This is a genomic window from Thalassospira sp. HJ (assembly GCF_000948415.1).
Classification (GTDB): Bacteria; Pseudomonadota; Alphaproteobacteria; order Rhodospirillales; family Thalassospiraceae; genus Thalassospira.
Map to the genome: position 1 here is coordinate 825,056 of NZ_JYII01000012.1, position 12,804 is coordinate 837,859.

At 54.4% G+C, this 12,804-nt stretch carries 16 protein-coding genes and 1 riboswitch; of the genes, 11 read left to right on the forward strand and 5 right to left on the reverse strand.

Annotated elements, in window-relative coordinates; translation table 11 throughout:
* Positions 1 to 36 precede the first annotated feature (36 nt).
* A complete protein-coding gene (locus tag UF64_RS12705) occupies positions 37 to 726 on the reverse strand; it encodes a DUF599 domain-containing protein (protein ID WP_052657623.1) in 690 nt (229 codons plus the stop codon).
* Between the two features lie 172 nt (positions 727 to 898).
* Here UF64_RS12705 and UF64_RS12710 point away from each other — a divergent pair, with 172 nt between their 5' ends.
* The 3 genes from UF64_RS12710 to UF64_RS12720 all read left to right on the forward strand — a co-directional run bounded on the left by UF64_RS12710 (position 899) and on the right by UF64_RS12720 (position 2,614).
* Positions 899 to 1,384 carry a hypothetical protein gene (locus UF64_RS12710; RefSeq protein ID WP_044828878.1) on the forward strand — a complete coding sequence of 162 codons (486 nt, stop codon included), beginning with the start codon at positions 899 to 901 and terminating at the stop codon, positions 1,382 to 1,384.
* Between the two features lie 84 nt (positions 1,385 to 1,468).
* Positions 1,469 to 2,263 carry a peptidoglycan DD-metalloendopeptidase family protein gene (locus UF64_RS12715; RefSeq protein WP_044828879.1) on the forward strand — a complete coding sequence of 265 codons (795 nt, stop codon included), beginning with the start codon at positions 1,469 to 1,471 and terminating at the stop codon, positions 2,261 to 2,263.
* Entirely contained in the window at positions 2,264 to 2,614 is a 351-nt protein-coding gene (locus UF64_RS12720; RefSeq protein ID WP_044828880.1) for a DUF1491 family protein, read from the forward strand.
* 79 nt (positions 2,615 to 2,693) lie between these two features.
* On the opposite strand, the gene UF64_RS12725 is transcribed toward UF64_RS12720, so the two are convergent.
* Positions 2,694 to 3,014 (reverse strand): peptidylprolyl isomerase, encoded by a 321-nt coding sequence (locus UF64_RS12725; protein WP_044828881.1) that lies wholly within the window; start codon positions 3,012 to 3,014, stop codon positions 2,694 to 2,696.
* 194 nt (positions 3,015 to 3,208) lie between these two features.
* On the opposite strand from UF64_RS12725, the gene yaaA reads away from it, so the two are divergent.
* Together yaaA and UF64_RS12735 are read left to right on the forward strand one after the other, a co-directional pair.
* Positions 3,209 to 3,985: a peroxide stress protein YaaA gene (yaaA, locus tag UF64_RS12730; RefSeq protein WP_044828882.1), complete on the forward strand. Its 777-nt coding sequence runs from the start codon at positions 3,209 to 3,211 to the stop codon at positions 3,983 to 3,985.
* Positions 3,986 to 4,009: 24 nt separating this feature from the next.
* Entirely contained in the window at positions 4,010 to 5,074 is a 1,065-nt protein-coding gene (locus UF64_RS12735) for a glycosyl transferase family protein (protein WP_044828883.1), read from the forward strand.
* Positions 5,075 to 5,133: 59 nt separating this feature from the next.
* Here UF64_RS12735 and UF64_RS12740 read toward each other — a convergent pair whose 3' ends face one another.
* Positions 5,134 to 5,676 (reverse strand): DUF924 family protein, encoded by a 543-nt coding sequence (locus UF64_RS12740; protein WP_044829028.1) that lies wholly within the window; start codon positions 5,674 to 5,676, stop codon positions 5,134 to 5,136.
* Positions 5,677 to 5,827: 151 nt separating this feature from the next.
* Positions 5,828 to 6,025, forward strand: a riboswitch (cobalamin riboswitch).
* A 169-nt stretch (positions 6,026 to 6,194) separates the two neighbouring features.
* On the opposite strand from UF64_RS12740, the gene UF64_RS12745 reads away from it, so the two are divergent.
* From UF64_RS12745 to UF64_RS12770, 6 genes are read left to right on the forward strand one after another with little or no spacing between them, the layout of a single operon-like run.
* Positions 6,195 to 6,992, forward strand: coding sequence for a DUF4198 domain-containing protein (locus tag UF64_RS12745; protein WP_044828884.1), 798 nt, complete (start codon positions 6,195 to 6,197; stop codon positions 6,990 to 6,992).
* A gap of 16 nt (positions 6,993 to 7,008) precedes the next feature.
* On the forward strand, positions 7,009 to 7,683 hold the full coding sequence (gene cbiM, locus UF64_RS12750; protein WP_044828885.1) for a cobalt transporter CbiM: 675 nt from the start codon (positions 7,009 to 7,011) through the stop codon (positions 7,681 to 7,683).
* Positions 7,676 to 8,272, forward strand: a complete 597-nt coding sequence (locus tag UF64_RS12755; protein ID WP_044828886.1) for a hypothetical protein — start codon at positions 7,676 to 7,678, stop codon at positions 8,270 to 8,272. Before cbiM ends, UF64_RS12755 begins: the two co-directional genes overlap by 8 nt.
* Entirely contained in the window at positions 8,269 to 9,066 is a 798-nt protein-coding gene (gene cbiQ, locus UF64_RS12760) for a cobalt ECF transporter T component CbiQ (protein ID WP_044828887.1), read from the forward strand. Before UF64_RS12755 ends, cbiQ begins: the two co-directional genes overlap by 4 nt.
* Entirely contained in the window at positions 9,050 to 9,757 is a 708-nt protein-coding gene (locus UF64_RS12765; protein ID WP_044828888.1) for an energy-coupling factor ABC transporter ATP-binding protein, read from the forward strand. Before cbiQ ends, UF64_RS12765 begins: the two co-directional genes overlap by 17 nt.
* Before the next feature lie 37 nt (positions 9,758 to 9,794).
* The gene (locus tag UF64_RS12770; RefSeq protein WP_044828889.1) at positions 9,795 to 11,210 is read left to right on the forward strand and encodes an MFS transporter; all 1,416 of its coding nucleotides are present in this window, start codon (positions 9,795 to 9,797) and stop codon (positions 11,208 to 11,210) included.
* A gap of 18 nt (positions 11,211 to 11,228) precedes the next feature.
* On the opposite strand, the gene UF64_RS12775 is transcribed toward UF64_RS12770, so the two are convergent.
* Together UF64_RS12775 and UF64_RS12780 are read right to left on the reverse strand one after the other, a co-directional pair.
* A complete protein-coding gene (locus UF64_RS12775; protein WP_152630685.1) occupies positions 11,229 to 11,882 on the reverse strand; it encodes a hypothetical protein in 654 nt (217 codons plus the stop codon).
* A gap of 69 nt (positions 11,883 to 11,951) precedes the next feature.
* Entirely contained in the window at positions 11,952 to 12,737 is a 786-nt protein-coding gene (locus UF64_RS12780) for a DUF4198 domain-containing protein (RefSeq protein WP_044828891.1), read from the reverse strand.
* Between the last annotated feature and the right edge of the window lie 67 nt (positions 12,738 to 12,804).

Sequence of the window (12,804 nt, forward strand, 5' to 3'; positions counted from 1 at the left end):
GGCCGCAAACGCGGCCCTTTTTCGTTGGTACGGCGATCAGTGATGACCGCTTAAGATATCAAGTGCATGTGATCGGAATTCGCGGTTAAACAGCACCAGCGTCACCCATGTGGCGCAGATGATGAAGGCAACCGGGTGGTAGAACCATGCCAATGCTGACAGAGCAAAGAAATAGGCACGAATACCGCGGTTGAAGTTATGAGCCGACATCATGCTCATCCGCGATGCACGGGCAGCTGCACGGGCGGCGTCTGGCGCATCGGCCCCGGGTGCCGCGCCGATCAGGATGGAGCAATAGTTTGACAGTCGGAACGCCCAGGTGAATTTGAAGAAGGCATAGATAAAGATCACGATCAGCAACACCACCTTGCATTCCCAAACGCCAGCCGTGGTGACGGCGGCAAAGGGCAGGGCAGAGACGGTTTCAATCGCCTTGTCTGTATAGCCGAGCAACGCGACCAGACCGATCAGAACCAGAATGGTGGTTGAAGAAAAGAAACTGATGCCGGTAATCAGGTTGCTGGCAATGGATGTATCCACCATCCGGATGTCACGTTTAAGCATCTGTTCCATCCAGCGATGGCGATTGCGCGCCATATGGGCCGAGATGGAATTGCGACGCCGGGAACTGGCATCGGCAAACAGCGTGTAGCCAACCCACCAGGCAAAGGCCCAGCAAAATGCGATGATATCGAGAAGCGTAAAGGCGGGCATAGCGGGTTCCATTCAAAGCCGGTCGATCAGATTAATTCTAATCCTAGTGATAATGGGTTATCGTTCGCAATATTGTTTGGCATGCAATGTGATGGATGCATAGCAGATGGCCATGTCACCAGTCCGGGTTGAGTTTTCCCGCAATCCAGAGTATCAGCAGCGCAAATTTTGATTGGAGAGCGACATGAGCGATCTTGAAAACGATCTTGGCGAAGATATCGACTTCGAAGAGTTCGAAGCACATACCGAGAAGCTGCTGGAAGAAGGCCGCACCAAGGACGACCTGTTCGAGTTCGTCGGTTTCATGAACATCAACGAAGTCGGCACGCATATGATCGCGGCCGAGATGGTGCTGGATGAAGATGCCATCGACCAGATGAGCGCAAACCTGCGGAAGCTTGAAATCGACCTCGGACCGCTTGGCGAACTGACGGGCGGCCTTAAGGGCGGCGAAGACGTCAAACGTGCGCTTGGTGCGCTGTTCCTTGAACTGGTTGAGCTTTGCGAACTTGATGAAGATGACGAAGACGCAGGCGAGCTTTCCGAAGAAGCACTGCTGCTTTTGAACTTCATCAAACGCTTTAACCCGCAGATGCGTCGTCTGACGGTTGCGCTGACCGACACTGATGATGATGACGTGTCCTGCGAGTACGAAGTGACCAACTGGTAAGCCAGGGCTTGCCGATCGGGCAGATATTAATGTAGCTAAAGGCAGGGCATCGTCCCTGCCTTTTTCTGTTTCGGAGCCATCACCGTGACCGCTTTGCGATCGACTGCCGCAGCCCAACGTCTTCAAACCTATCAGGACCGCTCCGCACAAGGGCAGGAGCCGATGCCCGAAGCAGCAAGCCTACGGGCCTGGCTCGAAGAAAACAGCGCTGTCTTCCGCTCGGTCATGGAATGCGACCTCAAAACCTGTGCGAAGATTGTCTACGACTTTTCTTCGAACGGTGATGTCGTCATTGGCGGGGAAAGCGATCCGGCACGCCAGACCGAAATCATGTGGCAGCAACTCGAAGATGCCAATGCGCCGGTTGGCATTGGCCGTTATCGCGAAGACCGGATTTGTTATCAGTCCGAGCAGTTCAAAAACGACGGCGAAGCCCGCAGTCAGCATCTTGGCATTGATTTGTTCGCACCGGCATATACCCCGGTTTTCGCACCACTTGACGGCGTCGTGCACAGCTTCGCCGATAACAATCTGCATCTTGATTACGGCCCGACCATTATCCTGCAGCATGAACCGGCTGCCGGGATCAAGTTCTATACCCTATATGGTCACCTGAGCCGCGAATCCCTTGATGGGCTTTACAAGGGCAAGGAAATCAGCGCGGGTGATTTGTTGTGTCGCTTTGGGGATTTCCCGATCAATGGCGACTGGATTCCGCATCTGCATTTCCAGATCATTTTTGACATGCTGGGCCGCGAAGGCGACTTCTTTGGTGCTGCCAAGCCATCTGAATGGGATATCTGGGAGAATATCTGTCCCAACGCTAATCTGATCCTGCAAATACCGGAAAACGTGACAGCAACGCGGGAAGGGATTTAAATGCAGCCGCGTCTTAAAGCCGGTCTGTGGGTGCGCGGGCAGATCGCGATTTGCCAGTCCAACCTGATCACAGCAATGGTGGCCCATAAGGGCAACGAAGATGCCGGTGCTGTGCTCTTGAAACTCAACCGGTTTGAAGGCGGGTGCTTTGTCTATTCCCGTGTCACGACGTTTGACGGGGATCTGGGCTGGATGCTGGTGGCCGGTGGTCCGGACGGGGACAGGGAGACGGAATTTGCCTGCGACGAATACTGGCGCAAGCAGGTCGGTTTTGATCCTGATGTCTGGGTGCTTGAGATCGAAGATCACAAGGCGCAGTACGAACTTGACGCACCGATCGTTGATTTCTGACAGGTGCGACTGAAAACGAAAAAAAGGCTGGCAATCAAATCGCCAGCCTTTTCTTTTTGCATGACGCGTAAGCGGTTGCTTAGGCGGTGCGCTGCAGCAGGTGGTAACCGAAATCGGTTTCAACAACGTCAGAGGTTGCACCAACGTCCATGCTGAATGCTGCGGCATCAAATTCCGGAACCATCATCCCGCGGCCAAAGAAACCAAGGTCGCCGCCCTGCTGGCCGGACGGGCAATCAGAGTTGGCTTTTGCCAGTTCTGCGAAATCTGCACCGTTTGCAACCTGATCCTTGAGGGCGTTGATTTCGGTCAGAGCTTCGTCCTTGGTGCGGGTGGCGGTCGAACGGGCCGAACCGGCATACATCAGAAGAATGTGCGACGCGCGAACTTGTTCACTCATAATGGGTCCTTTCTTCCGTCAAAGCTTGCACCAGACGGATTTTCTGCAAAATTAGAAGTTTATGGTTAACGCCAAGGGTCCAAATCCATGTACAGCCGTATACTCCTGTACATGGGGTTGGGCCCTAGACATTGCCCATGCCTTGTGGCTTGTTACGACAAATCGAACCGAGATGAAAGAGAAGAGGCAGATTGATGCTTGCTGTTGTGTCCCCGGCCAAGAAGCTGGATTTCGAAACAGATGTCCCGGAAATGTCTGTTTCCCAACCGGCATTTCTCGATGACACCGAAGAACTTGTTGATGTCGCGCGCAAAAAAAGCCGCAGCGATTTGATGAAGCTCATGGGCATCAGCGAAAACCTTGCCGATCTGAACTATCAGCGGTTTCAGCATTTTTCACGCCCGTTTGACCGCAATAACGCCAAACCGGCCATCTTCGCATTCCGTGGTGATACCTATGTCGGTCTCGATGCCGATACCATGAAAGCCAAAGACATTGACTGGGCCGAAGATCATTTTCGCATGCTTTCGGGCCTCTATGGCCTGCTGAAGCCACGAGACTTGATGCAGCCTTATCGTCTTGAAATGGGAACGCGTCTTGCTAATCCGCGTGGCAAGGACCTTTATGCGTTCTGGGACGACAAGCTTTCGAAAGAAATCAATGAAATTACCAAGGGCCATAAAAATCGCAGCCTGATCAATCTGGCTTCGAACGAGTATTTCAAATCGATCAAGACCAAGGTCCTTGATGGCCCTGTGATCACGCCTGTCTTCAAGGAAGTGAAGGGTGGTACGGCCAAGGTTGTCGGCTTCTCGGCGAAGCGTGCGCGTGGCATGATGGCGCGCTATATGATTGACAATCGGCTCGAAGACCCGCAAGAGCTCAAGAAATTTAACGTGGATGGCTATCGCTATCAGGACGACCTCTCGACGGAAAACGAGTGGGTCTTTACGCGCATCCACGATCAGTAACGACAACTATTCCGGTGAAGTTTTATGACCGACGAGCATCTTGAACAGCTCGAGGATGAGAATGCCTTACCAGAATCGCACCCGTTTTCGGGCTTTTTGCGGACCTTTTATCGTGGGCCGGGGCGTTCGCGCAGCCTGACCCGCGAAGAAGCGTTCAAGGCCTTCACCATGATCCTGCAGGACGAGGTTGAACCGATCCAGCTTGGCGCGTTCCTTCTGATGCTGCGCTATCGCGCCGAAACGCCCGAAGAACTCGCAGGCATGATCGAAGCGGTGCGCAAGGCCGCCCGCCTTGAGCCCGATGAAGATGGCGATGATGATGCCTTGATCCGTCCAGCAATTGATTGGCCGTCCTATGCCGCAGGGCGCACCCGTGGCTTGCCCTGGTTCGTGCTTTCAGCCCTGTTGCTGTCGCAGAACGGCGTGCCGGTTCTGATGCATGGCTATAATTCGCATCTGGTAAACGGTGTTGGCACAGAAGCCGCGATCAAGGCACTCAAGCTACCGATCGCGATGTCAGCCGAAGAAGCCCGGTCTGATATCGGATCAAAGGGGTTTGCCTATCTGCCGCTGCGCCACATGCATCCCAAACTTCAGGAACTGATTGGCTTGCGTCCGCTTCTGGGCTTGCGAAGCCCGGTCAATACGTTGCTGCGGTTGCTTAATCCCTTGCAGGCACGCGCTGCCTTTCTGGGGGTGTTCCACCCGGCGTTTCTCGATGTTCATCGCGAAACCGGCAGACTTCTGGAATTGCCGCGCATCGGGGTGATCAAGGGTGGTGGCGGCGAAGCTGAAAGAACGCCGTTCAAGCATGTCGATCTGCGGATGCTTGATAATGGCGAGCTCAATGATGTTCGCTGGCCAGCCATGCTGTCAAAGACCGAAAAAGACGGCGACGATCAAAGTCCGGTAACGCTCAAACATTTTCTGGGGGTCTGGCGTGGTGACGTCGAAGATGCGCCAGCAGAAGCCAAGATCAAAGGCAGTGCCGCGATGGCCGTCTTCCTTGCCGGTAAGGCCGATTACATGGATGAGGCCGAAAGCCTTGTTCAAGGCTGGTGGGACAATCGGGACAGCGATGTCGGCTGATTGTTAGCCTAAGACAGGTGGAACTCAAAAGGGACGGGAAATCGTCCCTTTTTTCGTGCTCAGAACGACGATCCGGGTTCCTTGAGAAACGCCAGTTCTTCGGGCGTTAATGAACGCCCCAATATTTCGTTGCGATGGGGATAGCGGCCAAATCTATCAATGATCTTTTTGTGTTTCAGCTCGAACTCGTAAGTGTGTTCAAGACCCGGTTTGGAAAACAGATCGATCGCCACTTCGTGGATGATTTCGGATTCTGAATGCATATAGGGCATATACAGAAATGCCTGTTCCTGCGGGGTTACCAGTTTGCGATCCAGCCCCAATGAAACCGCTTCTTGTGCCAGCACCAAGGCCATCGGGTCAGAGGCAAAGGATTGCGGTTGATCGCGGTACATGTTCCGGGAAAACTGATCTAGAACGATGATCTCGGCAAGACGGCCATGGGCAGTTTTGCGCCAGCCATAAAGTTCTCCGGCGCTGGCAGCAGCATGAAAATCGGCAAAGCGTTCCGTGATATGGCGATCAAGGGAGGTATCCTTGATAAACCACTGTTTTTCTTCGAGTTCCTTGAACCAGAAAACAAGAACTGTCTCAGGTGTCATGATGTTTCCGCCCATCAAAATGCAGGTTTGTTAACCCGTCAGAAAAGTTATCCACGATCTTTGCGCCCGGTTTGAAAGGCGTCAAGCCATCCGCTTAAAAGATTATCCTCAGCAACTTGGGCAAAGAGTTGACAGCGATCCGTCGCCCGTGGATTATTACCCTGTCTTTGGTGTTGATCTGAATGGATCAACTTAAAAGGGAACGTGGTGCGTCATGCATGACAAGGCCACGGCTGCCCCCGCAACTGTAAGCGGTCAGAGCACTGCATATGCCACTGGTGCAAACCGGGAAGGCGTAGTGCTTTTCAAACCGCGAGCCAGGAGACCTGCCTTTGACTGCCGGGTGCTGTGCGCTTGGTATCAAACTGTTGGACGCCGGGGTGAGCGTCAGGTTGCAGGGGTACAAACGGTCTCAAAAAGATCCGCAATCTTGCTTCCAGCCATCCTATCGTTCTTTGTCCTGACCCTGCGCGTTGGGCTTTTGGCCTGCGTGCATCGTTTGAGAAAGAGACGATTACATGTTTAAGACCCTTGGCAGGCTTGCTGTTGCAAGCGCCTGCGTGCTGTCGGCAGCCATGCCGGCACAAGCACATTTTCAGTTGGCTTACACGCCGGAAGTAAACGTGACCAAGGCCGGGGATCAGCCCGTTAAGCTGATTTTCTGGCATCCTTTCGAAAATGGCCATGTCATGGATATGGCAGAACCGCTTGAGTTCTATGCGGTTAATCGCGGCGAGAAACTCGATTTGAAATCAACGCTTTCACCAATTACCTTCACCGGAATTGCGAACTCGGCCGCGGCTTATGACGCGACCTTGACGCTTCGCCGCAGTGGCGATTACGTGATGGTTGTTGTGCCAAGCCCGTATTACGAAGAAAGCGAAGATATCTTCATCCAGCAGATCACGAAATCCTATGTGAACCGCAACGAAATCCCGACCGACTGGATGGAGCCGCAAGGTCTTAAGACCGAAATCCTGCCGCTTAACCGACCGACCAATATCATTGCCGGTTCGACCTTTACCGGCCGTGTGCTGAGCGAAGGGCAACCTGTTGCCGGGGTTGAGGTTGAAGTCGAATATATGGCCGCAGAACCTGATATGGCCAGCAACGCGCCCAAGGGGCCGACGGCATCTCCGATGCCGGGCGGTGCCGTGGTGGTGATTTCTGATGAAAACGGGTATTTCACCTTTGGTGTCCCCAAAGCAGGGTTTTGGGGATTTGCAGCACTTGGCAGCGGCCCTGAAAAAGAATTTCAGGGTAAGGAACTTTCACAGGATGCAGTCCTGTGGGTTCGCGCCTATGATGTGAAATAGGCGAGGGACAAAACAGATGCATATTGTTGATGGTGCGCTGGCACCGGAAGTTTTGATTGGCGGGGGTGTTCTTGCGGTTGCCGGGCTTGGCCTTGGTTTGCGCAAACTGCCAATCGATAAAATTCCCGCAACCGGGGTTTTGTCGGCAACATTCTTTGTTGCCTCGCTCATTCATGTGCCGGTGGGACCATCCAGTGTGCATCTGATCATGAGCGGTCTTGCCGGGCTGGTGCTTGGCTGGACCGCATTTCCCGCACTTTTCGTCGGTCTTCTGCTACAGGCGATCTTCTTTGGTTTTGGCGGCTTGACGGTTCTTGGCGTCAATACGGTCAATATCGCGTTTCCAGCCGTGCTCGCGGGGCTTTTGTTCCGGGGCATGGTGTCACGCAGCAATCCGGTCACGGCCGCCGTGCTTGGCGGATGTGCCGGTGCATTTTCCATTGCGCTCACGACTGTGTTTGTCGCGATTTCTCTGGCGCTTTCCGGTGATGGCTTTGTTCCGGCCGCCAAGCTGGTGTTCTTTGCCCATATCCCGATCATGGTGGTCGAGGGGCTGGTATCTGCAGCCGCTGTCTATCTGATCGCAAAGGTCAAACCGTCCTTGCTGCAACCGGCAGATTCAATATCGGACTTCCAGATGCAGGCGGCGGCCTTGCGCGCCAAACAGGCCGGTGAGGCATCCAATGGCTAAGGCTCTTACGATGATGGTGGCGCTGGGCATGCTTGTGCTTGGCGGTACCCAAGCACAGGCGCACAAGGTGATTGCGTCTGTGTTTCCCAGTGGTGCGAACGTCGAAGGCGAAATCGGCTTTTCCAACGGCGTCATGGCCGAGAATACGCTGGTTGAAATCTTTGATCCGCAAGGCAACAAGATCGACGAAGTCACCACCGATGGCGATGGCTTCTTTGTCTATACGCCAAGCCAGCAGGTCGATTTGCGTTTTCGCGCGGATCTCGGCGCAGGGCATGTGGCCGAGGCTGCTTTTGCCATCGCGGAGTTATCAGGCATTGATAGCACCAAGACAGCCGCATCTTCGCAGGCGCCAGTTGCGTCGGCCGGTGGTTCTGGCACTGGATCCGCTATTACCCGTGAACAGGAAGAGATCATTGCCACCATTGTCCGGGATGAATTGCGTCCGCTGCGCCGTGAAATCACGGCCTACAAGGAAAAGAATGATCTTCAATCGATTCTTGGCGGCATTGGCTATATATTCGGTGCCTTCGGGATCATCTATTACATCGCAGCCCGACGGTTAAGAGCAAAAGTACCCAAAGCATGAGCCATCTTTTCGGACATGACCAACCCTTGAACGTCAGGGCAGGTGGCGGACAAACACCGTCATTTGTCGGGGCGTTCGACCCAAGGGTTCGGGTGGTCGCGGCCTGTGTTTTTGCTATTATCGTGGTGGCCCTGCATCAGATCGAGTTTGCCCTGGCTGCACTGGGTCTTGCTGCCATCACCATGAGCCTGACTGATCTGCCGCTGCGCGTTACATTGAAACGCATGGCAGCAATGGATGGCTTTATCATCGTCATGTTGGTGATGCTGCCCTTTACGACACCCGGCACACCGATGGTCACCATCCTTGGGGCGGAGGCCAGCCAGGAAGGTCTGATGCATGCCATTCTGGTCGGTATTCGTGCCAATGCGGTTGTTCTGATGATGTTAAGCTTGCTGTCGGGGATGACGCCGGTTGCACTGGGGCATACGCTTTATCGTTTGAAATGCCCGCCCGTGCTTGTGCATCTGATGATGTTCACGGTGCGCTATATTTCGGTGTTGCATGATGAATATCACCGTCTGCGCATGGCGATGAAACTGCGCGGGTTCAAGGCACGCAACAATGCCCATACATACCGGTCATTCGGCTATCTGTTTGGCATGCTGGTGGTGCGCTCGCTTGAGCGGGCCGAACGCGTGTTGGAAGCCATGAAATGCCGCGGGTTTAGCGGTCATTTTCCGATGATTGATGATATGGCGTTTCGTGGTCGCGATGGTGTGTTTGCCGTTTTCTTCCTTGTTCTGATTACTGCTCTGGTCATTCTGGATCGAACTTATGTCTTCGCTTATTGAGCTGAATAATATTTCCTATGGCTATCGGGTAGGCCAGAACGTGCTAGATCGAGTCAGTCTCACGCTTGATTCGGGCGAACGGCTGTTTTTGGCCGGACCGAACGGCGCTGGTAAAAGCACGCTGCTTCGTATTCTGGTTGGTCTGATCAAACCGCATGCTGGTGAAATCCGCGCTTTTGGGACGCCACGCGTTACGGATGCCGAATTTCATGACTTGCGTTGCCGGGTTGGCTTTATTGTTCAGGACCCCGATGACCAGCTGTTCTGCCCGACCGTGATCGAGGATATCGCCTTTGGCCCGCTAAACCTCGGTGCCAGCCGCGAAGAAGCGCTTGCGATCGTTGACGAGGTTCTTGATCAGCTGCATCTCAAACACTTACGTGAACGCATCACCCATGAACTTTCGGGGGGCGAGAAGCGTCTTGTTTCGGTGGCAGCGGTCCTTGCGATGAAGCCCGATGTCTTGTTGCTCGATGAGCCGACCAATGCGCTTGATGAAGAAAACATGCGCCGGCTTGAAGAAATCTTGCTGGGGTTGCCGCAAGCCATGATCCTGGTTTCGCATGATCCGCATTTCCGGCGTAAACTTGCCACACGTATCATCGAACTACGCACGGGTAAGATGCTTGAATTGCCGCAAAAGAAATGTACTGCTGGTGAGCGCGCCAAACAGGCCGAGGACGCATCCTGAGCGGCCAAATCCCGCATGTGAGCATGAAAGGGCGGTGATGACGTCAAGCATATCCCCGTTTTCTCAACCGGCCTTTCGCCATTTGTTCGCAGCCCAGATTACGTCTCTGATCGGGACGGGGCTTACGACGGTGGCGCTTTCGCTTTTGGCCTATGATCTTGCAGGCGACGATGCAGGTCGGGTACTGGGTTCTATCCTTGTTCTGAAAATGGTGGCCTATCTTGTGATCGCCCCGGTCGCAGGTGGCATGGCACACTTGCTGCCGCGCCGGCTATGGCTGGTCGGGCTGGATGTGTTGCGGGCCGCGGTTGTCCTTTGCCTGCCATTCGTTGATCAGGTCTGGCAGATTTTTGTTCTCGTCTTTGTCGTCAATGCGGCCTCTGCCGCCTTCACGCCGGTATTTCAGGCGATCATTCCGGAAATTCTGCCCGACGAAAAGGCATATACCAAGGGCCTGTCATATGCCCGGTTGGCCTATGATCTTGAAAATCTGGCCAGTCCGGCACTGGCGGCAGCACTCTTGGTGGTTTGGTCTTTTGATAGTTTGTTCATGGCCAACAGCCTGACTTTCGCGATCTCCGGACTTTTGATCGTGACCGTCCAAGTTCCACAAGCAGCACCAACGGATCGGGTTGGCGGCGTTTACGCCAATACGATTTTTGGCATCGCGTCGTATCTGAAAACGCCTCGTCTGCGAGGGCTTCTGGCGGTGTATTTCGCCGTGTCATCCGTTGGTGCGATGATCATCGTCAATACAGTGGTTCTGACCCGCGGTGTTCTTGGCGGCACGGAATTGTTGACCACAAGCTTTTTGGCCTGTGCCGGGGCCGGATCGATGTGTGCTGCATTCATGATCCCGCGTCTGATCGAACGGATTGGTGAACGACCCTTGATGCTCACGGGGATTGTCGCTGCTGCTACTGCGATGATACTGGGCGGTGCCTTCATGATAGTCGGTGGCGCATCGGTCGTCGTTTACGCCATGCTTTGGGCGGTTGCCGGGGCTGGAACCACATTTGCCCAGACGCCGGGCGGTCGACTTGTGCAGCGTTCTGCTGGCGACGGGGACCGCTCTGCGTTCTTTGCTGCTAACTTCGCACTTTCACACGGTGGCTGGTTGTTTGCCTATGGCATTGTCGGGTGGCTTGGCAGTCTGGCCGATCTTGCGGTAGCGTTTCTGGCATCGGGTGGTTTGGCGTTCGTGGCTACTGTCGTTGCCTTAACCCTTTGGCCCAAGGAAGACAGGCAGGAAATCCGCCACAGTCATCCCGGATTCTGGCATGAACATCCGCATGATCATAACGATCCGCATCATGTCCATGTACATGAGCACGAAGGGGACGGCGAAAAACACCGCCATCGGCACTACCACCCGCCGGTCACGCACCAGCATCGCTTTGTCATCGACAGCCATCACACCAAATGGCCGATGGAAAGCGGGGATCGGGTTTGAGGCGAAAGTGAGGAACCCTCACTTTCCGGTCTGGCGACGTGCCATGAGCCACGCACATACGCCAAAGATTCCCATGATCATGCCGATCCCGCCCAGAATATCCGACAGCCGGACATCATTGCGATAGGCATTGACCTCTTCTCGAAGCGGGCCGATCTGGCGGGCGACCGCGTGATTGATCAGTGTGCTGAGCTCGTCATGCGATAGGGCCTGAAGGTCATTTTTCGAAATGTATGAGGATTGCGGTTCGGTTGCTGTCGCGTCGGTTTCGACCGTGCTGTCGGGACCAGTTCTGCTGACCTGTGTGACGGTCACATCTGTTTCTGAACCTGCAATCGGCAAATGTTCGGCAAACTCGTCAGTTCGCAGGGCAAAGGACGCGACATGGCCATCACCGGTGTTGGTGAAAACGGTATAGTTTGCACGATGACTTACAGTGAAGGCAAAGCTGCCCTGGTCGTCGGTTTTGGTGGTGAACAGGATGCGATCATCCGTACCATGCAGTTCGATCAGTGCCTGCCGCGCACGGGTACCACCACTGAAATAGACATATCCCTCAATCGTGTCGCCGTTGCTCATGGCAAACACATTCAGATTGTGCGCCGTGGCCGTGCTGACGGGCAGGGCAAAGGCAAACAGGAACACGAAAAACAGGGTACGAACAAAAGTCATGTCAAAACCGGGCATCAGGGAAAACAGGGGTAAAGGAACGGGCAGGTGGTGCGCACCTGCCCGGCAAACTCAGTCCATCAGATCGGTCTTGACCCACAGGACACCGCCGCGTTCAACGGGAACCTGATTGTTGGTATCAGGCGCGGCCATGGTGCCATCCTCAATCAGGGCGGCAAACACCCACCAGCCGTCCTTTGGCATGGCGTAGTGGAAGATGCCATTGGCGTCGGCCTTGATCACCTGGGTGGCAAAGGTCGCGTTGGGAAGTTCGATACTGCCGTCATTGGCATATTCGACTTCAACTTCGGCAAACGGGACAGGTTCACCATTGTGACGCACCATGCCCGAAAAGACATTGCCCGCCCAAATGCCATAGGGACGGGTGAGTGGCTCGATCTCGACCGGGAAGCCGACCATCTGATCCCAATCTTCGCCCGCGTCATATGCGTCAATGATCGTCTTGGTGTACTGGATGATGAACTTGCCTTCGGCGGGTTCGTAATAGGGTACCGGCTCGACGAAGAAGGCGTAACCACCCGGGGCCTTTAATTGTACTTCAGCATCAAAGGCCGACATCCCATCGACTTCCTTGGCAGTCAGGCGATCAAGCAGGTCCGTCTTGGTGCCATTGAACTGCATGCCGAACTGTAGCGGCTTTTCCATTTCCATTGCCAGGCCATTGGTCATCGGATGGGTGAAGGTCAGATCAAACGTGACCGTACGACCGGTTTCCTGATCAACCACATTGGTCGAGGGGATCATCTTCTGGAAATGCGCGTGCGACATGCTGGTGCTGGTCGCAGCAATGATCAATGACAGGGACAGCTTGGAAAATAGTCCGGAGGCGAGGGACATGAAAGGGTCCTTTGTTGGGTAATCTTTTTACGCGGATGCCGCAAAGGTTTGTGACATCGCTATGATT